Here is a 22,414-nt window from a genome sequence, read left to right on the forward strand (position 1 = left end):
CCAGGAGTGCATGGCATGGACCCAGGCATTGGCGAAACCGGTGAACCCTTCAAGCGCCTGTTCTTTGCCCTCGACTGCGTGGCAGAGCAACGCCGGGCCATTGCCCGGTGGCGCAGTGAGCTGGATATGGAAACGGGGCGGCCAGTGCCCTCGGCGAATTTTCACCTGACCCTGATGTTCATCGGTGCGGCGGGCACTGCGCAGTTACCTGCGATCCTCGCTGCCGCTGCGGGCGTGAAGGTGCCGGGTGAGGCGCTGACGCTGGTGCTCGACCGGCTGGAGGTGTGGCGCTCGGCCAAGGCGTTGGTGCTGGTGCCCAGCCAGATGCCGGCGGCCTTGCGCCAGTTGGCCTATGCCCTGCAGCAGGCCATGCTGCCGTTGGGCTTTGCCCAGGACCCACGGGACTACCGCCCGCACCTGACATTGGCCCGTGACTACCGTGGCAGTGAGCCGGAGGCGCTGGTGCCGGCGGAATTTGTGCTGCGTGCGCGGCACTTCACCTTGTTCGAGTCGCGCAAGGGCCAGTACTGGCCGTTGGCGCAGTGGCCGTTATAGTCTACGACGCGCTTCGCGCTTGGCCCGTGATGAGGCCGGTACAGCCAGCACATCAGGTGGTGCCTGGATTACGACCGCTTCGCGCTCGATCGCTGGCAAGGCCAGCTCCCACAGGATTGGCGCTATATCTGTAGGAGCGGGCTTGACCCGCGATGAGGCCGGCACTAGCAACCTAGAACTGCGGCGTGTACTTCACGGTAAAGGTGAAGTTGCGCGGGTCACCAAAGTTGTTGTTGCCGTTGAGCTGGTTGTAGGCCGCAATGTAGTAGTGCTTGTCGAACAGGTTGTTGGCATTCAGCGCCAGGCCCACTTCCGGGCTCAGCTGGTACGCCAGGCGCGCGTTCCACACCGCGTAGCCGGGCACGTCGTAGGTGTGCTCGTAGCCCAGGGTATGCGACTGCGCGGTGAAGCCCAGGCCGGCGCTGACCTTGCTCCAGTCACCCGGCAGTTGGTAGTTACCCCACATGCGCAGCATGTGCTTGGGCGTCCAGGTGCTGAACACCTTGCCCTTGTTGTCCGGGTCGTCGAGGTAGGTGGTGGTGTTGTAGGTGTAGCCGGCAAACAGCTGCAGGCCGCTGAGCACTTCGCCGCTGACTTCAGCCTCGATGCCCTGGCTGCGCACCTTGCCGGCGGCTGTGGAGCAGTACCAGTCATCGCAGGCAAAGCCCGAGGCCTTGTCGATGATCGCGCGGTTTTCCTGGTCGTAGCGGAACACCGCCAGGGAGGTATTGACGCGGCCATCGAGCAATTCGCCCTTGATGCCCATTTCGTAGTTGCTGCCAATGATCGGCTTGAGCGCCGCGCCGCCGACGCTGCGTTCGGTCTGCGGCACGAAGACGTCGGCGTAGCTTGCGTACAGCGACCATTCGCGGCTCAGGTCGTAGACCATACCGAGGTACGGGGTAACTTCACCGCTTTCGGTCATGGTGCTGGTCGGGCTGACCGAAGGGGCGCGGGTGACACCGGCATGCATGGTCGTGTCATAGCTGTAGTCGAACCAGCTGACCCGCGAACCCAGCACCAGGGTCAACGGCTCGGCCAGCTTGACCCGCCAGGCGCCATACAGGCCTTTCTGGCGCACGTCATAGGCACTGCTGAAACCACGGCCGTTGGGCTTGTCGAGCAAGCTGTCGTAGCTGATATCCGGGCGGTGATGGTCGATATCGAAGATGTTGTCAGTGCTGTCGTTGAACGTGCGCGCGAACAGATCATCGGTGGTCAGCTTCGAGTAGTTGCCGCCCAGGGTGATTTCCTGCTCGAGGTTGAAGGCGTTGAATTTGCCCACCAGGTTCATGTCGACACCCACCTTGGTGGAGTCGAAATCGGTCACCCAGTCGGCATAGCTGACACCGCTGCCATCGAAGTTGATGGCATCGTCAACGGTCTGTACGCGCTGGTGGGTCGACTCGTTGGTTTCACTCATGCGAATCGCACCAACGTGGAATTTCCAGTCGTCGTTGAAGCGGTGCTCAAGGTCGGCGTACAGGGTGGTGACGTCGATTTCCGAATGGTTCCAGCGCGAGCCGGTAAAGGTCGAACGCGGCACATCCAGGCCGCTGCCGTCGGCATAGCGCGGCAACCCGCGCAGCATTGGCCGCGACTCGGCGTTGGACTGGCTGACCGCGAAGCCCAGGGTGGTGGCCTCGTTCAGGTCGAAGTCCAGCGCGCCGTACAGCGAATGGGTCTTGCTCCATTCGTAGTCGACGAACGAATCGCTCTGGTCCTCGTCGGCGACGAAGCGCCCGCGCACGGTGCCGGCATCGTTCAACGGGCCGCCGGCGTCCAGTTGCAGGCCGTAGTGGTCCCAGCTGCCGGCCTTGCCGGTGACCGTCACGGTCGGCGTAGCCTGGCCGCGCTTGCGTACCAGGTTAACGGCGCCGCCCGGGCTGCCGGTGCCTTGCAACAGGCCGGAAGCGCCGCGCAGCACTTCCATGCGGTCGAAGAAGATCAGGTCCTGGGTCGCCCAGTTGCCCAGCGAATAGGTGTTACGCGGGATCGCCACGCCGTCGTACTGCCAGTCGTCGATCTGAAAGCCGCGCGAATAAATGATCAGGCCCGGGCCCACGCCCTGCAGGCCGACCAGGCCAGTGGTCTGGTTGACCGCGTCCTTGAGGTCGACGATGTTCTGGTCGTCCATCTGCTGGCGGGTCATCACCGTGACCGACTGGGGAATTTCCCTGAGGGTATGACTGCCCTTGCCAATGGTGATCGCCCGCGCCGCATAGGAGCCGGTGCCCTCGGTGGTGGCCGCATTGAGATCGCCGCCGATGCCGCTGATGCTGGTGGCGCCCAGCTCCAGGGCGTTGCCGGCGTCGATGCTCGGCAGCACGCTGAAGTTGCCCTGTTCGGTGACCAGCAACTGCAGGCCGCTGCCGGCCAGGGCCTTCTGCATGGCCAGCATCGCACTCATCCTGCCGATGATCGCCGGCGCCTGCTTGCCCTGTACCAGCGCTGGGTCCAGCGAAACGATGCGGCCGCTCTGGCTGGCGATGGCATTGAGGGTGCTGGCCAGGGAGGCGGCGGGCAGGTTGAAGCTCAGGGCCTGTTCCTGGGCCTGGACGGTGCTGGCCAGCGTGGCCAGGGCCACGGCGACAGGAAGGGCGTGGGACCAAGGGTTGAGCACGGAATTCTCCTGATTATGTTGGCGTGTCAGGAGATAGGTGCGATGAGAAATGAAAACCGGACACAAATACGAGTGATTTGCATAAATTATTTTTGCAGCGGGGTTTTCGCCCGAATCAGCGTCAGCCACGGGCTGTACTGATCGACCTTGACCGGCAGGGTTTCGGCCAGTGCGGCGAAGGCCCGCTGCGGTTCGTCCAGCGGGAAGACCCCCTGCACCCGCAGCCCGCGCACCTCGGGTTCGACCCGGACAAACCCGCGGTAGTAAGGGCGCAGCGCCTCGACCACTGACTCGAGGGAATCATCCAGCACATTCAGGCGTCCGCTGAGCCAGTCGGCGCGCTGACGCTCGTCATTGCCCAGGGCTTCGATGCGTTCGCCGTGCAGCAGCGCGGCCTGGCCTTCCTGTACATCCAGTTCGCTGCCGTTGAACAGCCGCGCGCGTACCGAATGCTCAAGCACCACCAGGCGCGTGGCCTCGGCCTCCTGGCTGACCAGAAAGCGCGTGCCCAGGGCGCGCATTTCACCCTGGGCGCTACGCACCCGCAACGGCCGCTGCGGGTCGGCGGCGACCTGGATGATCAGCTCGCCCTGGCGCAGGATCAGCAACCGCTGATGGCCATCGAACTGCAGGTCGACGGCGCTGCCGGCGTTAAGGCTCAGGCGGCTGCCATCGGCCAGGGTGAAGTCGCGACGCTCGCCCTTGGCCGTGCGCAAATCGGCCAGCAGTGCTTCACCCACCTCACTGCGCGCGCCCAGCCACAGGCCACCGCCGAGCACGCCGATGCCGACGAAGGCGCGCAGCAGTTCGCGCCGCGAGCCGTTGGGCTGCAGCAACAGTTGGCGAACCTCACCGGTGTGCCCCGGGGCGCGGCGCTCGAAATTGCGCACGGTCTGGCAGGCGCCGCCCAGGCGTTCCTGCAAGCGTGCCCAGGCCTGGGCGTGGGCCGGGTCGCTGCCCAGCCACTGGCTGAAGTCGCTGTGCAGCTGGGCGTCGGTGTTGCCCGAACTCAAGCGCACCATCCAGTCGATGGCGGCTTCTGCGCTGGGGTCGAGACGGCGCTGGCTCATGGCGCCAGCTCACTGAGGTAGCACTGGCTCAGGGCCTGCTTCATGTAGCGGCTGACAGTGCGCTCGGAGAGGTCGAGCTTGCGCGCGATATCGACATAACTCATGCCGTCGAGCTGGCTGTAGAGGAAGGTGGCCTTGACGATCATCGGCAGGCCGTCGAGCACCTGGTCGATGCTCACCAGTGCTTCGATCAGCAGCAGTTGCTCTTCCGGGGAGGGCGCCAGCGGCTCAGGCAGGGCCGCCAAACGTTCCAGGTAAGCCTGCTCCAGCTGGCGACGGCGATGGCGATCGAAGATCAACCGGCGGGCGATGGTCGACAGATAGGCGCGCGGCTGCTGGATGCTCGCCGGATCGACCTGGGCGGCGAGCATCTGGCAGAAGGTCTCGGCGGCGGTGTCTTCGGCGTCGGCGCGGTTGCGCAGGCGCTTGTGGATGTGCTGCAGGAGCCAACGGTGGTGGTCGCTGAAAAAGAAGCCCAGCTTGCGGGTGGAGGAGGTTGGCACCGGTTGGCGTTCCCGAAGGTGTTAGTGTGAATCGTTCTCAATCTTACCTGTGCGGCGAGGCAAGGTGCAATCACCGCCGCCAACCGTGCTTTACAATTTTCCTACAGACTGCCCTTGGGCGCAGTAATAGGGTGGCGGCCAGACGAATCAAGGGAAAAGAGAATGGACCTGTCGCTCGCGGGCCAGCGGTTCACCCTGCTGGAGAACTTCAAGGACGATACACGGCTGCGCGCCAGCTTCAACGCCTTGACCCACCAGACGTTCGAATTCGATTTCGAACAGTGGTACCAGGACGGCTTTTGGGGCGAAGGCTACCAGCCCTGTGCGTTGGCCCATGACGGGCGCATCGTCGCCAACCTTTCGGTCAACCTCATGCACTTCGAGGTGCTCGGCGAGCCTAAGCGTTGCATCCAGCTAGGTACGGTCATGGTCGCGCCGGAGTATCGTGGCAAAGGCCTGAGCCGCGTGCTGCTGGAGCGGGTGCTGGACAGATGGCAGGGCCAGTGCGAGCTGATCTACCTGTTTGCCAACGATACAGTGCTGGATTACTACCCCAGGTTCGGTTTTCGCCGGGTGCTCGAACATCAGTACAGCGCGGCGTTAAGCCCATCAGCGCAGCCTTGCAGCTTCTACAGGGTCGACATGAGCGACGTGCTCGAGCGCCTGCGCTTCATCAGCGCGGTCGCCAGCGCGGTACCCGCTGCACGGTTGGCGATGCGCAGTAATCCTGATCAGACGATGTTCTATTGCACGTCGTTTTTCAAAGACTGCGTTCACTACTCGGCAGCGCTGCAGGCCTATGTGGTGATGGAAATCGTCGACGGCGTGATGACGCTCTATGAGGTGTTCGCCAGGCAAGCGCTCGACCTGCAGGCACTGATTGCAGAACTGAGGACACCCCAGACCACCCGGGTGGTACTGGGGTTTACGCCGCTGGATGTCAGCGGCTTCGAGGCGCAGCCGCTTGAGTCGGATGACAGCCTGTTCGTGCTCGGCCAGGCCGGTCAGTTCATCGAGCATGCCAGGCTGATGTTTCCGTTGCTGTCACACGCCTGAGTCGCTCAGGCCACCACCGGAATCAGCGGATCGGCAGCGGCGAGGGCAATCGCACGATCGGCCACGGGCGGGTAGATCCACACCGAGTTGATCTGCTGCTTGAGGGTCTTGGCTTCGTCCTTGATCAGCTTGACCTCACGCTGCCAGCCCTCGGTGTACACCGCGCCCCAGGCCCCCAGGTCCAGGCAGGTGACGTACTTGGGCTGGCGGTACGGTAGCGGTTCGACACCCAGCAGGTCGGCGGCGACGTTGTTGCCCGAATGCCGGCCCAGGGCGATGGCGTGCTGGCAGGTCATCAAGGCGTGGTTTCCGAGGTCGTCGGTGGCGGCGTAGGCCACGTCACCGGTGGCGAATACATGCTCCTGACCAATGACCTTGAGGTTGCCGTCGACATGCAGGCGGCCATGGCCATCGCGTTGCCCCGGCACTTGTTCGGTGAGCGCGCTGGCGCGGACGCCGACGGTCCAGACCACGGTGCTGGCCTCGATGCGCTGGCCGTCGGCGAGGGTCACGCCGTCGGCATCCACGGCGGCCACCGAGGCATTGAGCCGCCACTCGACCCCCAGTGCCGCGCTGGCTTCGACGATCGCCGGGCTGATGCCTTCGCCCAGGGCCGCGCCGATCTTGTTGCCGCGATCGACAATGATCACCTTCACCTCAGCGTCCTGGCCCAGCACTGCGCGCAGGCGGGCGGGCATTTCGCTCGCGGTCTCGATGCCGGTGAAGCCGCCGCCGGCCACCACCACGGTGTTGCGCGCCGTTGATCCAGGCCGTTGCGCCAGGGCCTTGATGTGCTGCTCCAGGCGGCTGGCCGATTCGATCTGGTCGACGTCGAAGGCGTGCTCATCAAGCCCGGCCAGGTTTGGCCGGACCACGCCACTGCCGCTGGCCATGACCAGGCGATCGTAGCCAAGTACCTGCTGCAGGCCCTGGCCGTCGCGGTAGCCGACACGCTTGCCGGCCACGTCGATCTCGTCCACCGCGCCCTGGATGAAGTTCACGCCCACGGCGGTAAACAGTTCAGCCAACGGCGCTTTCATCTGCTGCACATCGGTTTCGTAGAAGCGCGGACGGATGCGCAGTTCGGCCTGGGGGGCGAGCACGCTGACGCTGACGTCGTTGCGCCCGTGCTGGTCCAGCAGGCGAGTGGCGCTGAGGGCGCTCCACATACCGCCGAAGCCGGCGCCGATGATCAGGATGTGCTGTTTCATGTTCTGCTCCGAGAAAGAAGGGCTGTTGTTTGCCGGTCGCAGGTACGTCGTGACCCGCAGCGGATAACTACGACTCTATTGGTCGTAGTTATCAAGTGCAAGTTTTTTTTCAAACCGGTTTGTGCCTGCCCCGGTTTGCTGGTGGTCGTAGTGAACTGGTAGTATTGGCGACAAATCCAGTCGGAGATTGACATGTCCCTGTATAGCGCCGGCGTCGAGTACGGCTTGCACTGCCTGCTGTTTCTGGTCGACGACCTGGGCGAAAGCCGCGAAGCCAGCGTGCGCGACCTGGCCGAGCTGCAGGGTGTGCCCCATGAATACCTGGCCAAGGTCTTTACCAAACTGGCCAAGGCCAGACTGGTGGTTGCCACCGAAGGCGTGCGTGGCGGCTTCAAGCTGGCCAGGCCTGCGGACGAAATCACCGTGCTGGATATCGTCACGGCCATCGACGGGCACAAGGCGATCTTCGATTGCCGCGATGTGCGCGACCGCTGCACGCTGTTCGACGGTGCGCCGCCGGCCTGGGCCATTGACGGCACCTGTGCCATTCACGCGGTGATGCTGACCGCGCAAAAGCGCATGGAAGAAGCCCTGGCCCAGCAGACCATCCTCGATCTGTCGCGGCGCTTGGGGCGCAAGGCGCCAGCGGAGTTTTCCACCCAGGTGGTCAGGTGGATCAACGACCGCCGCGACAGCAAGTAAAGCGCGGTTTCAGGCGGGCTCGGCGACTTCGGCGAACAGCGTGCGGCCGTGCTCGAACATGCTTTCAAGGTGGGCGCTGGGGTCGGCGCTTTCCGAGTCCAGCAGCAAGGTCGAGCTCAGTACCCGGGCGCCGCAGTAATCGAAGATGCCGTGGTCGATCTGGGTTTTCATCGCCCGCTCATAGCCATGTTTGCTGAAGGTCGCGGCATCGGCGCCACCGACACCGATCAGGTGTACGTTCAAGCGGCCAAGCATTTTTACCATCGGCGCCTGCGTGCTGAAGTCGAACGCCCAGCCATTGCTGAACACCCGGTCAATCCAGCCTTTGAGCAGCGCCGGCATGGACCACCAATACACCGGAAAGACCAGCACCAGAGCGTCGCTGCGGTCGATGCGTGCCTGCTCGGCAAGCACATCATCGGCAGGCGCTGCGGTGCGATGATGAACAGCGTGGTCGGCCGGGCCGAACAGCGGGTTGAAGCCTTCGGCGAACAGGTCGGCGACCTCGGCGCTATGGCCGTTGTGCACCAGGCCTTCGGCGAGCTTGGCGGCCAGGCTGTGGGTCAGCGAGCGTGGATCATGATGAGCGACAACCACAAGTGCGTGCATGGCAAGGACTCCTGCGAATTGCGGGGAAGGGGCGTAAGTTGTATGCTGGGCATAAGTTACCTTTGGTAAGTTACTTTTGGTAGGTAAGCATGTCAAGCGATCCGCAACCGCGTCGTCGTCTGTCGCGTCAAGACCGTCAGCAACAACTCCTGGACGTGGCCTGGCACCTGATCCGTGAAGAGGGCACCGAAGCCCTGACCCTGGGGCGCCTGGCTGAGTTGGCCGGGGTTACCAAACCGGTGGTGTATGACCATTTTGGTACCCGTTCGGGGTTGCTGGCGGCGCTGTATCAGTCCTTTGATGTGCGCCAGACAGCAGTGATGGATGCCGCCCTGGCCGCCTGTGAGCCGACGCTTGAAAGTACCGCTGCGGTGATTGCCAGCTCCTACGTCGACTGCGTCTTGACCCAGGGCCGGGAGATTCCCGGGGTGATCGCCGCGCTGGCCAGCTCGCCGGAGCTTGAGCAGCTCAAGCGCGAGTACGAGGCGGTGTTCATGGGCAAATGCCGGGCGCTGCTGGAGCCGTTCAGTGGCCGTGGCGAGATTGGCGTCGCGGGATTGCGGGCGATGATCGGCGCGGCCGAGGCGTTGTCTCATTCTGCGGCGAACGGTGAGATTACGGCGGAGCAGGCGCAGCAGGAGTTGTTCGAGACCATCAAGGCGATGGTGGTGCGCAGTTAAAATACATCGCGGGGCAAGCCCGCTCCCACAGGCTGCTCACCCCCCTGTAGGAGCGGGCTTGACCCGCGATAGGGCCTTATTAAGCGGACGAGAAATATGGACATTCAAGAAATCAAGCAACGCCTGGCCAAACCCGCCACGCGCTTTTTCGCCGGTGGCTTTCGCCCCACTAACAGCGATGAAGAAAGCTGGCTCGGCCGGGTGTTCCTCTACCGCCCCGACGAAGGCGTACCGACCAACGCTGCCGGCGAACAACTGTTGCCGGTGGCCCAGTTCCACCTGCCCAGCCTGCCGTTCAGCAGCCCGGCGCTCAAGGACATCCGCGTCCTCACCCTGTTCGTCGGCTACCCGTTTCCGGATGAGTTCGAGGCCATGGGCGACAACTGGCTGATCCGTGAATACCGCGCCGACGATGAGCTGGTACGCAAGGACCTGCCGGTCGCCAACTCCTTCCTCAAAGCCTTTCCCTTGCGCGCTGAAGAACTCGCCGAAGACTATCCACTGTGGGATGGCGGCGGTGTGCCGGATGAGCTGGTCACGGAAATCGTCAAGCTCGAACGAGCAGGGGACATCGAGTGTTACTACGAGGTCATCACCCACGCCTACGAGCACAAGATCGGCGGCTATCCGTCGTTCTGCCAGTCGGGCGTATACCCGGGCGACGGCTTCGAGTTCGTCTTCCAGGTTTCATCCGATGCCAAGATCAACCTCAACGTGGTCGACAGCGGCAGCCTGATGTTCTTCAAGCACCGCGACACCGGCGAGTGGACGATCTACTACGACTTCTATTGAGCTAGTGCGACGCACCGTTACGCGGCTTGTAGAACAGAAACTCGGAGGTCTGCGCAGTCCTGGCAAAGGTCTTCGACCAGTCCGGGCGCACGCGCCGGTCGTGGAAGTACAGGGCGCCACCGGTACGGTCAGGCAACTGCTTGTTCAGCGCCTTGCGGGCGATCTCCTTGGCCAGGGTGTAGCGCACTTCTTCCTGGACATCGTCCGAGCGGCCATCGCACCACCAGGAGAACTGGCAGGCGCCTTTCTCCGAGCCTTGCTTGACCACGCCGCAGACCGAATCGGGAAAGCCCTCGTGCCCGACCCGGTTCATCACCACGTTGGCCACCGCCTCCATGTCCGCTGATTTACCGCCCTTCGATTCCCAGTAGATACTGCGCGCCAGGCAGGTGATGGCATCGTCCAGCGCGGCTGCGCCGGCCGGGTCGACGGCCTGGACTTCGGTCTTGGTGATGGCTTGGGACTTTGGTGCGGGCGGGGCATCGGGGCTGCTCGCGGCTTTTTGTTCCAGCACCTGGGCCTTTTCTTCGGCCACCTGGGCCTTGGAGTCAGCCGCCATTGCCACGGCGCCGGAGAGCGCCAGTACCAGGCACGTTGCAATCGTTAGCAGGCGCATGCTCGAACCTTTGGGTGGCGTAGAAGTACAACTTCCCGTTACAAGGTCGACCGCGCCGGGCGCAAAACATTCCCGCTGTCAGACCACGGGCAACTTCGTGCATCATCTACGCAGTCCGATCAAGGGAGATTTCCATGCGCGTCACGTCATCTGTTGCACCTCTGGCCTTGTTGGCGTTGGGCCTGGCGTCTACCGTGACGGCCCAGGCCAGCGACGAGTCGCAGCTGGTCGAGTCGATCAACGCCTACCGCAGCCAGGCCCAGCGCTGTGCCGGCCAGGTTTCGATGGAGCTGCCGCCGCTGGCCAGCGATCCGCGCCTGGTGTTGCCGGCCAACAGCATGGGCGATCTGCGCGAGGCCCTGGCGCAAAAGAGCTACCCGATGGTCAACGTCCAGGCCATCAGCCTGTCCGGGCCGCGGGATGTGCAGTCGGCCATGAAGGCGGTGCAGGAGAGTTTCTGTCAGGTGGTGCTCAACCCGCAGTTCGTCGATGTCGGGGTCAGCCGCGAGGGCCGCGACTGGCGCATCGTCCTGGCGCGGCCGTTGCTGGCAGGGCGCCTGGGCGACTGGCAGGCCGAAGGGCAGAAGGTCCTGGAGATGATCAACGCGGCGCGCAGCCAGACGCGCCAATGCGGTGGCCAGGCATTCAACGCCACCACGCCGCTGGCCTGGAACGCCACCCTGGCCGGCGCCGCCGAGAGCCACACGCGGGCCATGGCCAACAACAACTTCTTTGACCACAAAGACCGCGACGGCCGTACCCCGGGGGATCGCGCCGAGCTCTCCGGGTATGCCGGCCAGCAGGTCGGCGAGAACATCGCTGCCGGGCAGGACACCCCGCGCAAGGTGGTCGATGGCTGGCTGGCCAGCGCCGGTCACTGCGCCAACCTGATGAACCCGCAGTTCAGCGAGCTGGGCGCGGCCTACGCGGTCGATCCCAAGAGTGACGCCGGGATCTACTGGACAGCGATGTTCGGCGCGCCCTGATGGGCCTTAGTGCTCAAGCCCGGCACGCTTGAGCAGTTGCTTGCAGCGCTCGGACAGGTGCACCACGCGCAGGTGCTTGCCGTTGTTGCTGTAGCGCTCGCGCAGGGTCTTGAGCGCGGCAATCGCCGAGTAGTCGACGAAGTTCAGGTGACGACAGTCGAGGGTCACCCGGGCCGGGTCATTGGCCGGGTCGAACTGGTTGAGGAACGGCGTGGTCGAGGCGAAGAACAGCGTGCCATGGACCTTGTACAACCGGCTGCCGTCGCTTTCGTCATGGCTGTCGGCATACAGCTCGCGGGCCTGTTGCCAGGCGAAGTTGAGCGCGGCGATGACGATGCCGCACAGCACCGCAGTCGCAAGATCGGTGAACACCGTCACCAGGGTCACGGCGATGATCGCCAGCACATCGTTGACCGGCACCTTGTGCAGCACCCGCAACGACGCCCACGAGAAGGTCTGCTGGGCAACCACGAACATCACCCCGACCAGCGCCGCCAATGGAATACGCTCGATCAGCGGCGAGAGGAACAGCACGAACATCAGGATCATCACCCCGGCGACCACCCCGGACAGCCGCCCGCGGCCGCCGGAACTGAGGTTGATCGCGGTCTGGCCGATCATCGCGCAACCGCCCATGCCGCCGAACAGCCCGGAGGTCATGTTGGCCACGCCCAGGGCCACGCACTCGCGGTTGGGGTGGCCGCGGGTTTCGGTGATCTCGTCGGTGAGGTTGAGGGTCAGCAGGGTTTCCAGCAGGCCGACCAGGGCCATGAGCAGCGCGTAGGGGGCGATGACCTGCAGGGTTTCGAGGTTCCACGGTACTTGCGGCCAGCTCAAAGCCGGCAGGCCCCCGGCGATGTGCGCGAGGTCTCCCAGGGTGCGGGCCGGCAGGTCGAGCAGGTAGACCCCGACGCCCACGCCAAGGATCGCGACCAATGCCGGTGGCACGCTGCGGGTCAGGCGTGGCAGCAAGTAGACGATGGCCATGGTCAGCGCCACCAGCCCCAGCATCAGGTACAGCGGCGAGCCGCTGAGCCAGGCGCCATCGGCCTTGAAGTGCTCAAGCTGGGCCAGGGCAATGATGATCGCCAGGCCATTGACGAAGCCGAGCATCACCGAATACGGCACCATGCGCACCAGCTTGCCCAGGCGCAGCAGGCCGAAAGCGATCATGATCAGCCCGCCGAGCAGTACCGTGGCCAGCAGGTACTGCACGCCGTGGGTCACCACCAGGGCGACGATGACCACGGCCATGGAGCCGGCCGCGCCGGAAATCATCCCCGGGCGGCCACCGAGCAGGGCGGTCAGGGTGCAGATGATGAAGGCGCCATACAGGCCCATCAGCGGGTTGAGGTGCGCCACCAGGGCGAAGGCGATGCACTCGGGCACCAGGGCGAAGGCTGTGGTGAGTCCTGCCAGGACATCGGCGCGTAGCGGGGTTGTTCTCATGACCTACCTGAAAAACGGCCCGGCAGCGGGGTGCTGCCGGGAAAAAAGCGTAGGATGCTACGTAATTTCCCGATCGCAAGCCAGCGCCCTGGCCAGGAATCCCGCCGTGCGGCTGTCGGCACAGGCCGCGACCTGCGCAGGTGGCCCGCTGACCACCACCTTGCCGCCCGCGCTGCCGGCCCCGGGGCCGATATCGATGACCCAGTCGCTCTGGGCCACCACGCGCATGTCGTGCTCGACCACAATCACCGTATGCCCGGCCTCGACCAGGCGCTGCAACTGCACCAGCAAACGGTCGATGTCCTGCGGGTGCAGGCCGGTGGTGGGTTCGTCCAGCACGTACAGGGTGGCGCCACGGGCCAGGCGCTGCAGCTCGGTGGCCAGCTTGATGCGCTGGGCTTCACCGCCCGACAGCTCGGTGGCCGGCTGGCCCAGGCGCAGATAACCCAGGCCGATCTCCTGCAGTACCCGCAAGGCGCGGCTGATGGCGGGCTGTTCGGCGAAACGCTGGCTGGCCTGGTCGACGGTCAGTTGCAGCACCTGGGCGATGTTCAGGTCTTGCCAGGTGATGGCCAACGTCTCGGGGTTGTAGCGATCGCCATGGCAGGTCGGGCAGGGCGCATAGACGCTGGGCATGAACAGCAGTTCGACGCTGACAAAGCCTTCGCCTTCGCAGGTTTCGCAGCGGCCCTTGGCGACGTTGAACGAGAACTGCCCGGCATCGAAGCCTTGCGCCTGCGCCGCGGATGTTGCCGCGAACAGCTTGCGCACGTGGTCGAACAGGCCGGTGTAGGTCGCCAGGTTCGAGCGCGGGGTGCGGCCGATGGGCTTCTGGTCCACCGGCACCAGGCGGCGGATATGCTCAAGCCCGGCGCTGATCCAGCCGTCGCTGGTTTGATTCGGTTCATCTTCCAGGCTCTGCTCTGGTGGCTCTTCCTGGCTGCGGGCCTGGCCCAGGTGCTCGCCGAGCAGGTCGAGCAGCGCCTGGCTGACCAGGCTCGATTTGCCCGAGCCGGAAATCCCCGTGACCGCACTGAAGCAGCCCAGCGGGAAGGCCACCTCGAGCTGGTCAAGGTTGTTGCGGCTGATGCCTTCCAGCTGCAGCCATGCTTGAGCCTGGCGCGGTTGGCGAGGCGCAGGCAGGTTGTCGTTGAACAGGTAATGGCGGGTGCGCGAGGCATCGATCTTCGCCAGGCCGGCCGGCGGGCCGCTGTACAGCACCTGGCCGCCGTGTTCACCGGCATCCGGGCCGACGTCCACCAGCCAGTCGGCGCGGCGCATGGTGTCCAGGTCGTGCTCGACCACGTACACCGAGTTGCCCGCCTGCTTGAGCCGCTGCAAGGCCTCGAACAGCGCCTCGCTGTCGGCTGGATGCAGCCCGGCCGAAGGCTCATCGAGCACGTAGATCACCCCGAACAGCTGCGAGTTGAGCTGGGTCGCCAGGCGCAGGCGTTGCAGTTCGCCCGAGGACAGCGTCGGCGTGCTGCGTTCCAGGTCGAGGTAACCGAGGCCCAGGTCGATCAGGGTGGTGATGCGCTCCAGCAGCTCCTCGGCGATGCGTTGCGCGGCCAGGCGTTTTTCCACCGACAGGTTGGGCGTGTGGCGCACGTCCGCGCCGCCTGCGTGGGGGTTGTCGCCCCGAGCCGCGCGTTGCTGGCGCGCCTGGCGGGTTTGCGCATGGCTGAGCACCGCGCCGGCTTCGTCAGGCTGATTCAGGTAGTCGGCAGTGGCCACGGTCTTGAGCAGCTCGGCCAGGGCCAGCAGCGGCAGGCGCGACAGCTCGGCGATGTCCTTGCCGGCAAAGGTCACTGTCAGCGCCTCGGCTTTCAGGCGCTTGCCGGCGCAGGCCGGGCAGGGGCTGGCGCGCATGAAGGCCGAGACGCGTTTGCGCATCAGCGCGCTTTGCGAATGGGTGAAGGTGTGCAGCACGTAGCGTCGGGCGCCGCTGAAGGTGCCCTGGTAACTGGGTTCGAGCTTGCGCTTGAGCGCCTGGCGGGTCTGCGCAGGCGTCATTCCCGCGTACACCGGCACGGTCGGGGTTTCTTCAGTGAACAGAATCCAGTCGCGCTGTTCCTGGGGCAGCTCGCGCCAGGGGATGTCGACGTCATAGCCCAGGGTCACGAGGATGTCGCGCAGGTTCTGCCCCTGCCAGGCCATGGGCCAGGAGGCCACCGCCCGTTCGCGGATGGTCAGCGACGGGTCGGGCACCATCGACGCCTCGCTGACATCGAACACCCGGCCCAGGCCATGACACTGCGGGCAGGCGCCTTGCGGGGTATTGGCCGAAAAATCTTCGGCGAACAGCATCGGCTGCTCGGCCGGGTAACTGCCGGCACGCGAATAGAGCATGCGGATCAGGCTCGACAGGGTGGTGACACTGCCGACCGATGAGCGCGCGCTGGGCGTGCCGCGTTGCTGCTGCAGGGCCACTGCTGGCGGCAGGCCCTCGATCGAATCCACCGCTGGCACCCCGACCTGGTCGATCAAGCGCCGGGCATAGGGCGCCACCGATTCAAAATAGCGGCGCTGGGCTTCGGCATACAAGGTGGAGAATGCCAACGACGATTTGCCCGAGCCGGACACCCCGGTGAACACCACCAGCGCATCGCGGGGAATGTCGACGTCGACACTCTTCAGGTTGTGTTCACGGGCGCCGCGCACCCGGACACATCCGCTGGCGTTGGCGGGACCTACTGGTTTTGCGCACATGACGATATTCTTCCCTGCTGACCGATCCGCATAAGAGGCAGACCGCTGAGCATGGCGCCAGTGCCGTCGATTTTCAAATGGAGGTGAAACCCAGTGAAGTTCATGGTGATCGAAGCGCATCGAAGTGAATACCCCGCGCCCATTACCTTTGCCAAAGGCGCGCCACTGAACATCGGCGAGCGCTATGACGGTGAGGAGGGTTGGGATAACTGGTACTTGTGCAGCACTACCGGGCAACAGGATGGCTGGGTGCCGGGGCAGGTGATCGAGCGGCTTGGCGATGATCAGGGTATCGCCCTGGAAGACTACTGTGCCCGGGAGCTGGATGTGGAGGTGGGCGATTGCCTGGTGGGTGGCCGGCAGTTGAACGGCTGGGTGTGGTGTCGCAAGGGGAGTGCGTCGGGGTGGGTGCCGTTGCGAGTGTTACGGGACAAATGAGGGGCCGCTTCGCGCCCCATCGCCGGCAAGGCCGGCTCCCACAATAGTCTTGCGTACACCAGACCTGTGGGAGCTGGCCTTGCCAGCGATGGGCTGCGCAGCAGCCCCGATACTCAGCCCATGGCCGCCAGCATCAGCTCCAGGTTCTGCACCGCTGCCCCCGACGCACCTTTGCCGAGGTTGTCGAACACCGCCGTCAGCAATACCTGGCCGTGCTGCTCATGGGCAAACACGGCCAGGCGCAGGTCGTTGCTGTCGTTGATCGCTTGCGGGTCCAGTTGCACCGCTGATGCACCCAGTTGCAGCGGCGCCACCTGGACATAGCGCGCGCCGTTGTAATGTTCAGCCAGGCACGCCTGCAAACGCGCGGCAGTGACGCCCGCCGGCAGCAGCCGGGTCTGCAGGGCGATGGTCAGCACGATGCCCTGACGGTAGCTGCCATAGCTGGGCACGAACACCGGCCGTTGCGACAAACCGGCATGCTGCTGAATCTCCGGCACATGCTTGTGGTCCAGGTGCAAGCCATACACCAGCACGCCCTGGGCCGCCTGCGCGTCGGGCCCTTCATGGCGCTCGACCGCGGCACGGCCACCACCGGAATAACCCGACACCGCGTTCACGGTCAGCGGATAGTCCGCCGGCAGCAGGCCTGCGGCAATCAACGGCCGCAGCAAGGCGATGGCGCCCGTCGGGTAGCAGCCAGGATTGCTGACCCGCTTGGCCCGGGCGATGCGCTCGGCCTGTTGTTCGTCCAGTTCCGGCAAGCCATACACCCAACCCGGTGTCGTGCGGTGCGCAGAACTGGCGTCGATCACCCGCACGTCCGGGTTGACGATGGCCGCCACTGCGTCACGCGCGGCATCGTCCGGCAGGCACAGGATCGCCACGTCGGCGCTGTTGATGGCCTCGGCGCGCAGCTGCAGGTTCTTGCGCTCGGCCGCTGGCAGGGTCAGCAGGCGCAGGTCGTTGCGGCCGTTCAGGCGGGCGTGGATCTGCAGGCCGGTGGTGCCTTGATCGCCGTCGATAAAAACCAGGGGCTGGTGCATGGGTGCTCTCGTGCAAAGGCTACAAATGAGCGGCCATCTTCACCTGTGGCTGGACGAAAGAAAATTTGAGTATCATGATGCTTACCTTCATCTTTTCTGAACGACAAGCTCATGCGCGAGATCAGCCTCGACCGGCTACGTACCCTGGTGGTGATCGCCGACCTCGGCTCCTTTGCCCAGGCGGCGCGGGCGCTGAACCTGGCGCCGCCCACGGTCAGCCTGCACATTGCCGACCTTGAAGCGCGCATTGGCGCACCGTTGCTGTCGCGCAAACGCGGGCAGGTCCGCCCCACGGCCATCGGTGAAACCCTGCTCGAACGCGCCCGGCGTCTGCTGACCGATGTCGAACAGGCGCTGGATGATGTCCAGCGTCAGGTCCAGGGCCTGGCCGGGCGAGTACGGCTGGGCGCTTCGACCGGCGCCATTGCCCACTTGCTGCCGCAGGCACTGGACATCCTCGGCGTGCAGCATCCGGGCATCGATGTGCAGGTGCAGGTACTGACTTCAAGCGAATCCCTGGCGCGCCTGCAGGATGGCAGCCTCGACATTGGCCTGGTGGCGCTGCCGCAAGCGGCGATCAAGGGCCTGGAGATCCGTCCGTGGCGGCGCGACCCGATCATGGCTTTCATTCCGTCGAGCTGGTCGCCACCGGCGCGCATCAGCCCGGGCTGGCTGGCCAGCCGCGCGCTGATCCTCAACGACAACAGCACCCAGCTGTCACGGGTCACCAGCGACTGGTTTGCCAGCGCCGGCCTGCAGCCGCCGGCGCGCATCCAGCTCAATTACAACGATGCGGTGAAAAGCCTGGTAGCCGCGGGCTATGGCGCCACCTTGCTGCCCCATGAATCGGCAGCGCCGGAGCATGATCCGCGTATCTGCATGCGCCCGTTGCGCCCAGGCCTGTGGCGGCACCTGGGCATCGCCTGCCGCCAGGGCGAGGTGGAGCAGGGGACCCGCTTCGTGCTGCAGGTGCTGATGAGCCAGGTAGCGAAAAGCTAGACCAGCCGCGGCCCGCGGCCGCCGTCCAGCCACGGCCCTTCACCCAGGCGTTCGAGGGCCAGGGTGCGCGCTTTGCGGCTGAGCTGGTCGAGGTGGCGGTCGCGCTGTTTCTCGGCATCGACCATCGCCCGCTTGCCGTGTTGCTTGAGCAGGTAGCTGTGGATCTGCTGCACTTCCAGGGTGCGGTAGATCGGCGCCACGTCCAGTACCGCCGCCATGCCGGTGCTGGGCTGGGCGCGGGTGTTGAGCAACACCTGCGGGCCGCGTGCGCCGGTCACCTGGAAGCCCAGGGACTCGAAGACCGGCACTTTGCTTGCCACGCAGCCGAGCTCGGCATGGGGGTAGCGTGCGGTCATCTGCGCCAGCATGGCGCGGGCGATACCCTGGCGACGGTGGCTGGCCTGGACGGCGAGGTAGGCCACGGAACACGCCTCGGGATCATCCTTGAGCGGCAAGTACAGCAAGAAACCCACCACCTGCTCGGGATCGTCGAGGTCCATGGCCACGATCAGTTCGACCGGAATGCCGCGCGAACCGTTCATGGCCTCCAGGTACAGGTGCACTTCGAAGCCGATGCCGTACTGGTACAGGCTGTACAGCGGGTTGCTCGGCGGCAGGGCGACGCTGCTGATGTCGGTCAGGTAGTCGACCACCATCTGCAGGATCTGGCTTTTGATCGGCTCCGCTGGCGGGGCGACGAAGTGGTGGAGGGCGGGCATCGGTAGGGGGGACTCCAGGGAAAAACGGCAATGGCGCGATTCTACCGCGCTGGCCTGCCATCCGTCCCTTCAACGCGCGGTTGATCTGAACTTCATCTTCAGCGCAGCGCTCCCTTGCTTAGAGGGCACTTTTCGCCCGACTGCCGAAGGCTGCCGCCATGACCGTGATGACCGCCGCACCCGCGCTCGACCCGTTGGCCTTGAACCCCCGTGCCGGCCATGAGGCACGCTACCATGCCTTGCTGCGGGGCGACCTGAGCGGCAGCGCCACCTGGCTGGCCGAGCAGCTGCAGCAGGCCGAAGCGTTGCCTGATGAACTGCCGAACAACCCTGCCGAGCTCGGGCAATGGACCGCCGACCGCGCGGCGGCCGTGGCCGGGCACTACGCCGGGTACCTGGCCGAACGCAAGGCGGGCGGTGCCCGGCGTTATTTCAGCAACCGCGCCCATGCCCTGTATTTTCTCCAGCATGTCGCTCCGACCAAGGCGGTGGATGGCGCCTGGCTGTTCGGCATGCTCAGGCACTGGGCCGACCCGCGCTACCACGGCCTGATCCGCATCTACCTGGAAGAACTCGGCGATGGCGACCCGGCCTGCAACCATGTGCTGATCTACCGGCGCCTGCTCAGCGAGCTGGGCTGCCACGAGGTGTTGCCGCTGGCTGACGACCGTTACCGGCAGGGCGCACTGCAACTGGCGCTGGGCTTCAACACCGAGGCTTTCTTGCCCGAGGTGATCGGCTATAACCTGGGCTATGAACAGCTGCCCCTGCATTTGCTGATAAGCGCTTATGAGCTGGACGAACTGGGTATCGATCCGCAGTACTTTCGCCTGCACGTGACCATCGACAACGCCAGCAGCGGCCATGCCTGCAAGGCGGTGCAGGCGCTGGCGCAGCTGTGGCCGGAGCAGGGGGCCAGCGAGTTCTATCGGCGGGTTGCCCGGGGTTATCGGCTCAACGAGCTGGGCCCTTGTTCTCCCACGATCATTGCCGGCTTTGACCTGGAAACCGAGCTGCTGGCGGCCTTCGAGCGCAAGCGCAGTTTTGGCCAGCACATGCACTCCGATTACTGTCGCATCGAAGGGCGTACGGTCAACCAGTGGCTGGCCGAGCCTGGCAGCATTCCAGGCTTTCTCGCCGCCTTGCAGGACAAGGGCTGGATCAAGCGCGGAGAGGACCCGGCGCACAGCCGCTTCTGGCAACTGATCGAAGGCCCGGCAGCGGCGATGTTCGGCGTCTTCAGCCCCTATGAAAAGCAGCTGCTGCATGACTGGATCGCTGTCAGCTGGCAGCCGCGCCGGCCGCGCCATGGGCCGGTTAAAGCTGAAGTGCCCATGCACGATGATGCCGTGCTGAATGCGCTTGAGCGCGAGCTCCACGACCTGCCCCCTGAAGCGCGGATCGCCTACCTGATCAGTGAAATGGCCGGCGCCCGCCACGCTTTGCCCCAGGGCCTGGCGGCGACCCGCAAATACGCACAGATGACCGGGCTTGAATCTTGAGGGAGGGTGACCATGCAATTGACCGAGGCTCAACGCCAGGCCGACCAGGCCTTGCTGCAACTGGGGCGGCGGCTGTTGGCCGATGGCTATCGCTTTACCAGCGTCACGCCGTTGACCCAGTTGCGCAATAACCAGCGTGAGGGCGCGCAACAGGCCGGCACTCTGCGCGATATCTTCGGCTGGAACCGGCCCTTTTCCTCCTCGTTGCTGTCGCCGGACGAGGTGGCGCAGATGCAACTGGCGCAGATCATCGACGAACAGGGAGAGCTGCTGCGCAGCCGGGTGCGTTGGTCGAGCCTGCATGATCTGTTGTTCGTTCATTCCGCCTTTCCCACCGACAGCAGCGACGCGGTGTTCTTCGGCCCGGACAGCTACCGCTTCGCCCAGTTGATCGAAGCGCACTTGCAGCAAAGTTTCGCCTGCATCAATCACGCCGTGGATATCGGCTGTGGCGCCGGGGTCGGCGCGGTGCTGATCGCCCGTGCCCGCCGGCATGCGCAGGTCAGCGCCGTGGATATCAACCCGCAGGCCCTGCGCCTGACCGCCATCAACGTGGCCCTGGCGGAGCTGGCCAACGTTTCGGTCGAGCACAGTGATGTCCTTCAGGGCATCACCGGTACGTTCGACCTGATTGTCGCCAACCCACCCTACATGCTCGACGCCAGCGAGCGTGCCTACCGTCATGGTGGCGGTGCCCTGGGGGCCGGGCTGTCGTTGCGGATAGTCGAAGAAGCGCTGCCACGCCTGGCGCCGGGCGGCACCTTGCTGCTGTACACCGGGGTGGCCATGCTCGAAGGGCGCGACCCGTTCCTGGCAGCCTTGCAAGCGCCGCTGGCGTCACCCGACTGGGCCTGGCATTACCACGAACTGGACCCGGATGTGTTCGGCGAGCAACTGCTCGAACCCGGTTACCAGCAGGTCGAACGCATTGCCGCGGTGGCCTTGAGCGTTACCCGTCGATGAACAGCCCCTGCGGCTTTGGCATCGAGGAAGAATACCTGCTGGTCGATCTGGCCAGCGGGCGCATGCTCGCCGCGCCCTCGGCGGCGCAGATCGACCTGTGCCGCCAGGTGCTCGGCGCGCACTTTGCCCAGGAGATGTTCAAGGGCCAGATCGAGGTGGCGTCGCCAGTGTTCTGCAGCCTGGCCCAGGCCCGGGAATTTCTGGCCGGATGTCGAACGCAACTGGTGCAGGTACTGGCCGAGGAAGGCATCGGCCTGCTGACCGCCGGCAGTCACCCCATGGGCGGCTGGCGCAACCAGCAGCCTGCCGACGATGAGCACTTTCGCCAGCTGTTCGCTGACTACCAGCAGGTGGCCCGGCGCAGCCTGTTGTGTGGCCTGCATGTGCACGTTGGTGTGCCGCCCGGGCACGACCGCATTCAACTGATCAATCAGTTGCTGCCCTGGTTGCCGTTGCTGTTGCTGCTCAGTAGCTCCTCGCCGTTCTGGGAAGGCCAGGCCACGGGCTACATGAGCTATCGCCAGGTGGCGTGCGGGGAATGGCCGCACATGGGCCTGCCGGAGCGCTTGAGTGACTGGCAGGCTTACGAGCGTTACCTGGCCCTGCTGCGGCGCACCGGCTCGTTGCGCGAGGGGTTTGACTGCTGGTGGGCGATCCGGCCGTCGCGGCGTTTCCCCACCGTGGAGCTGCGAGTCGCCGATGCCTGCCCGAACCTTGAAGAGGCATTGTGCATTGCCGGCATGTTCCGCTGCATGGTCGAACATTATCTGGCGCAACCACGCGCTGCCGTGCACTTGAGCCGCGAGGCGCACTGGATTGCCCAGGAGAACTACTGGCGGGCCATGCGCCATGGCCGGCATGGCCAGTTCATCTGCCTGGAGGACGAAGGGCAGGGCAGCGCCGGGCAATGGCTGGCCCGGGCGCGGGCGGTGTTTGCGGACGCTGCGCAGGGTTTTGACGGTGATCGCAGTTTTGCCCGGGCTGCGGTGATTATCGCTCAGGGGAGCAGTGCGGACCGGCAGTTGGCGATGGTGCAGCAGGGGGTGTTGGCAGTGGTGCGGGAGTTGCTGCAAGAGGTCAGATCGTGTTGACGCTATCGCGGGGGAAAACCCCCCCCCCCAAGGGGCTCCGTGGGGGCAGGGGTTTCCCCCAAAAGAGACCTCCCCCTTTTTTTCCCCCCTTCGTC

General features: G+C 65.0%; 21 protein-coding genes. 11 read left to right on the forward strand and 10 right to left on the reverse strand.

What is annotated here, in order from left to right:
- The first annotated feature begins 15 nt into the window (after window positions 1-15).
- The gene (thpR, locus tag ABM562_RS17935) at window positions 16-555 is read left to right on the forward strand and encodes an RNA 2',3'-cyclic phosphodiesterase (protein WP_115087627.1); all 540 of its coding nucleotides are present in this window, start codon (window positions 16-18) and stop codon (window positions 553-555) included.
- A gap of 172 nt (window positions 556-727) precedes the next feature.
- Here thpR and ABM562_RS17940 read toward each other — a convergent pair whose 3' ends face one another.
- The 3 genes from ABM562_RS17940 to ABM562_RS17950 all read right to left on the reverse strand — a co-directional run bounded on the left by ABM562_RS17940 (window position 728) and on the right by ABM562_RS17950 (window position 4,751).
- Window positions 728-3,178, reverse strand: a complete 2,451-nt coding sequence (locus ABM562_RS17940) for a TonB-dependent siderophore receptor (protein WP_460422840.1) — start codon at window positions 3,176-3,178, stop codon at window positions 728-730.
- A gap of 86 nt (window positions 3,179-3,264) precedes the next feature.
- Window positions 3,265-4,248, reverse strand: coding sequence for a FecR domain-containing protein (locus ABM562_RS17945; protein ID WP_460422842.1), 984 nt, complete (start codon window positions 4,246-4,248; stop codon window positions 3,265-3,267).
- Complete coding sequence (locus ABM562_RS17950) at window positions 4,245-4,751, reverse strand: sigma-70 family RNA polymerase sigma factor (RefSeq protein ID WP_115087630.1); 507 nt, start codon at window positions 4,749-4,751, stop codon at window positions 4,245-4,247. Before ABM562_RS17950 ends, ABM562_RS17945 begins: the two co-directional genes overlap by 4 nt.
- 162 nt (window positions 4,752-4,913) lie before the next feature.
- Between ABM562_RS17950 and ABM562_RS17955 the strand changes: the two genes are divergently transcribed.
- Window positions 4,914-5,807, forward strand: coding sequence for a GNAT family N-acetyltransferase (locus ABM562_RS17955; protein WP_460422844.1), 894 nt, complete (start codon window positions 4,914-4,916; stop codon window positions 5,805-5,807).
- 5 nt (window positions 5,808-5,812) lie between these two features.
- Here the strand turns inward: ABM562_RS17955 and ABM562_RS17960 are convergent, their stop codons facing one another.
- Complete coding sequence (locus ABM562_RS17960) at window positions 5,813-7,018, reverse strand: NAD(P)/FAD-dependent oxidoreductase (protein WP_134061473.1); 1,206 nt, start codon at window positions 7,016-7,018, stop codon at window positions 5,813-5,815.
- 192 nt (window positions 7,019-7,210) lie between these two features.
- On the opposite strand from ABM562_RS17960, the gene ABM562_RS17965 reads away from it, so the two are divergent.
- Window positions 7,211-7,720 (forward strand): RrF2 family transcriptional regulator, encoded by a 510-nt coding sequence (locus tag ABM562_RS17965; RefSeq protein ID WP_115087633.1) that lies wholly within the window; start codon window positions 7,211-7,213, stop codon window positions 7,718-7,720.
- Between the two features lie 9 nt (window positions 7,721-7,729).
- Here the strand turns inward: ABM562_RS17965 and ABM562_RS17970 are convergent, their stop codons facing one another.
- The gene (locus tag ABM562_RS17970) at window positions 7,730-8,329 is read right to left on the reverse strand and encodes an NAD(P)H-dependent oxidoreductase (protein WP_115087634.1); all 600 of its coding nucleotides are present in this window, start codon (window positions 8,327-8,329) and stop codon (window positions 7,730-7,732) included.
- A gap of 89 nt (window positions 8,330-8,418) precedes the next feature.
- Here ABM562_RS17970 and ABM562_RS17975 point away from each other — a divergent pair, with 89 nt between their 5' ends.
- Together ABM562_RS17975 and ABM562_RS17980 are read left to right on the forward strand one after the other, a co-directional pair.
- Window positions 8,419-9,009 (forward strand): TetR/AcrR family transcriptional regulator, encoded by a 591-nt coding sequence (locus ABM562_RS17975; RefSeq protein WP_115087635.1) that lies wholly within the window; start codon window positions 8,419-8,421, stop codon window positions 9,007-9,009.
- Between the two features lie 96 nt (window positions 9,010-9,105).
- Window positions 9,106-9,801: a DUF1963 domain-containing protein gene (locus tag ABM562_RS17980; protein WP_233673711.1), complete on the forward strand. Its 696-nt coding sequence runs from the start codon at window positions 9,106-9,108 to the stop codon at window positions 9,799-9,801.
- Window position 9,802: 1 nt separating this feature from the next.
- Here ABM562_RS17980 and ABM562_RS17985 read toward each other — a convergent pair whose 3' ends face one another.
- Window positions 9,803-10,417, reverse strand: coding sequence for a cell wall hydrolase (locus ABM562_RS17985; RefSeq protein WP_134061475.1), 615 nt, complete (start codon window positions 10,415-10,417; stop codon window positions 9,803-9,805).
- Window positions 10,418-10,551: 134 nt separating this feature from the next.
- Between ABM562_RS17985 and ABM562_RS17990 the strand changes: the two genes are divergently transcribed.
- Window positions 10,552-11,403 carry a CAP domain-containing protein gene (locus tag ABM562_RS17990; protein ID WP_115087638.1) on the forward strand — a complete coding sequence of 284 codons (852 nt, stop codon included), beginning with the start codon at window positions 10,552-10,554 and terminating at the stop codon, window positions 11,401-11,403.
- A 6-nt stretch (window positions 11,404-11,409) separates the two neighbouring features.
- Here the strand turns inward: ABM562_RS17990 and ABM562_RS17995 are convergent, their stop codons facing one another.
- Together ABM562_RS17995 and ABM562_RS18000 are read right to left on the reverse strand one after the other, a co-directional pair.
- Complete coding sequence (locus ABM562_RS17995; RefSeq protein ID WP_115087639.1) at window positions 11,410-12,852, reverse strand: SulP family inorganic anion transporter; 1,443 nt, start codon at window positions 12,850-12,852, stop codon at window positions 11,410-11,412.
- 57 nt (window positions 12,853-12,909) lie between these two features.
- A complete protein-coding gene (locus ABM562_RS18000) occupies window positions 12,910-15,561 on the reverse strand; it encodes an excinuclease ABC subunit UvrA (protein WP_115087640.1) in 2,652 nt (883 codons plus the stop codon).
- A gap of 102 nt (window positions 15,562-15,663) precedes the next feature.
- Between ABM562_RS18000 and ABM562_RS18005 the strand changes: the two genes are divergently transcribed.
- Window positions 15,664-15,999, forward strand: a complete 336-nt coding sequence (locus ABM562_RS18005; RefSeq protein WP_134061486.1) for an SH3 domain-containing protein — start codon at window positions 15,664-15,666, stop codon at window positions 15,997-15,999.
- Window positions 16,000-16,112: 113 nt separating this feature from the next.
- Here the strand turns inward: ABM562_RS18005 and argC are convergent, their stop codons facing one another.
- Window positions 16,113-17,045 carry an N-acetyl-gamma-glutamyl-phosphate reductase gene (argC, locus tag ABM562_RS18010; RefSeq protein ID WP_460422847.1) on the reverse strand — a complete coding sequence of 311 codons (933 nt, stop codon included), beginning with the start codon at window positions 17,043-17,045 and terminating at the stop codon, window positions 16,113-16,115.
- 111 nt (window positions 17,046-17,156) lie between these two features.
- Here argC and ABM562_RS18015 point away from each other — a divergent pair, with 111 nt between their 5' ends.
- Complete coding sequence (locus ABM562_RS18015) at window positions 17,157-18,044, forward strand: LysR family transcriptional regulator (RefSeq protein ID WP_115087643.1); 888 nt, start codon at window positions 17,157-17,159, stop codon at window positions 18,042-18,044.
- Here the strand turns inward: ABM562_RS18015 and ABM562_RS18020 are convergent.
- Window positions 18,041-18,763 (reverse strand): GNAT family N-acetyltransferase, encoded by a 723-nt coding sequence (locus ABM562_RS18020; protein ID WP_115087644.1) that lies wholly within the window; start codon window positions 18,761-18,763, stop codon window positions 18,041-18,043. The genes ABM562_RS18015 and ABM562_RS18020 overlap by 4 nt on opposite strands.
- Window positions 18,764-18,921: 158 nt before the next feature.
- Between ABM562_RS18020 and ABM562_RS18025 the strand changes: the two genes are divergently transcribed.
- From ABM562_RS18025 to ABM562_RS18035, 3 genes are read left to right on the forward strand one after another with little or no spacing between them, the layout of a single operon-like run.
- A complete protein-coding gene (locus ABM562_RS18025) occupies window positions 18,922-20,265 on the forward strand; it encodes an iron-containing redox enzyme family protein (RefSeq protein ID WP_428985040.1) in 1,344 nt (447 codons plus the stop codon).
- A gap of 12 nt (window positions 20,266-20,277) precedes the next feature.
- A complete protein-coding gene (locus tag ABM562_RS18030; protein ID WP_115087646.1) occupies window positions 20,278-21,228 on the forward strand; it encodes a methyltransferase in 951 nt (316 codons plus the stop codon).
- Entirely contained in the window at window positions 21,225-22,319 is a 1,095-nt protein-coding gene (locus tag ABM562_RS18035; RefSeq protein WP_460422850.1) for a carboxylate-amine ligase, read from the forward strand. The genes ABM562_RS18030 and ABM562_RS18035 overlap by 4 nt, the downstream gene beginning before the upstream one ends.
- Window positions 22,320-22,414: the final 95 nt, after the last annotated feature.

The sequence above is a fragment of the Pseudomonas sp. ZL2 genome (assembly GCF_054788455.1).

Coding starts and splice junctions, on each gene's coding strand:
- thpR (WP_115087627.1), top strand. CDS start 16: ATGGACCCAGGCATTGGCGAAACCGGTGAACCCTTCAAGCGCCTGTTC.
- ABM562_RS17945 (WP_460422842.1), bottom strand. CDS start 4,248: ATGAGCCAGCGCCGTCTCGACCCCAGCGCAGAAGCCGCCATCGACTGG.
- ABM562_RS17955 (WP_460422844.1), top strand. CDS start 4,914: ATGGACCTGTCGCTCGCGGGCCAGCGGTTCACCCTGCTGGAGAACTTC.
- ABM562_RS17960 (WP_134061473.1), bottom strand. CDS start 7,018: ATGAAACAGCACATCCTGATCATCGGCGCCGGCTTCGGCGGTATGTGG.
- ABM562_RS17965 (WP_115087633.1), top strand. CDS start 7,211: ATGTCCCTGTATAGCGCCGGCGTCGAGTACGGCTTGCACTGCCTGCTG.
- ABM562_RS17970 (WP_115087634.1), bottom strand. CDS start 8,329: ATGCACGCACTTGTGGTTGTCGCTCATCATGATCCACGCTCGCTGACC.
- ABM562_RS17975 (WP_115087635.1), top strand. CDS start 8,419: ATGTCAAGCGATCCGCAACCGCGTCGTCGTCTGTCGCGTCAAGACCGT.
- ABM562_RS17980 (WP_233673711.1), top strand. CDS start 9,106: ATGGACATTCAAGAAATCAAGCAACGCCTGGCCAAACCCGCCACGCGC.
- ABM562_RS17985 (WP_134061475.1), bottom strand. CDS start 10,417: ATGCGCCTGCTAACGATTGCAACGTGCCTGGTACTGGCGCTCTCCGGC.
- ABM562_RS17990 (WP_115087638.1), top strand. CDS start 10,552: ATGCGCGTCACGTCATCTGTTGCACCTCTGGCCTTGTTGGCGTTGGGC.
- ABM562_RS17995 (WP_115087639.1), bottom strand. CDS start 12,852: ATGAGAACAACCCCGCTACGCGCCGATGTCCTGGCAGGACTCACCACA.
- ABM562_RS18000 (WP_115087640.1), bottom strand. CDS start 15,561: ATGTGCGCAAAACCAGTAGGTCCCGCCAACGCCAGCGGATGTGTCCGG.
- ABM562_RS18005 (WP_134061486.1), top strand. CDS start 15,664: ATGGTGATCGAAGCGCATCGAAGTGAATACCCCGCGCCCATTACCTTT.
- argC (WP_460422847.1), bottom strand. CDS start 17,045: ATGCACCAGCCCCTGGTTTTTATCGACGGCGATCAAGGCACCACCGGC.
- ABM562_RS18015 (WP_115087643.1), top strand. CDS start 17,157: ATGCGCGAGATCAGCCTCGACCGGCTACGTACCCTGGTGGTGATCGCC.
- ABM562_RS18020 (WP_115087644.1), bottom strand. CDS start 18,763: ATGCCCGCCCTCCACCACTTCGTCGCCCCGCCAGCGGAGCCGATCAAA.
- ABM562_RS18025 (WP_428985040.1), top strand. CDS start 18,922: ATGACCGTGATGACCGCCGCACCCGCGCTCGACCCGTTGGCCTTGAAC.
- ABM562_RS18030 (WP_115087646.1), top strand. CDS start 20,278: ATGCAATTGACCGAGGCTCAACGCCAGGCCGACCAGGCCTTGCTGCAA.
- ABM562_RS18035 (WP_460422850.1), top strand. CDS start 21,225: ATGAACAGCCCCTGCGGCTTTGGCATCGAGGAAGAATACCTGCTGGTC.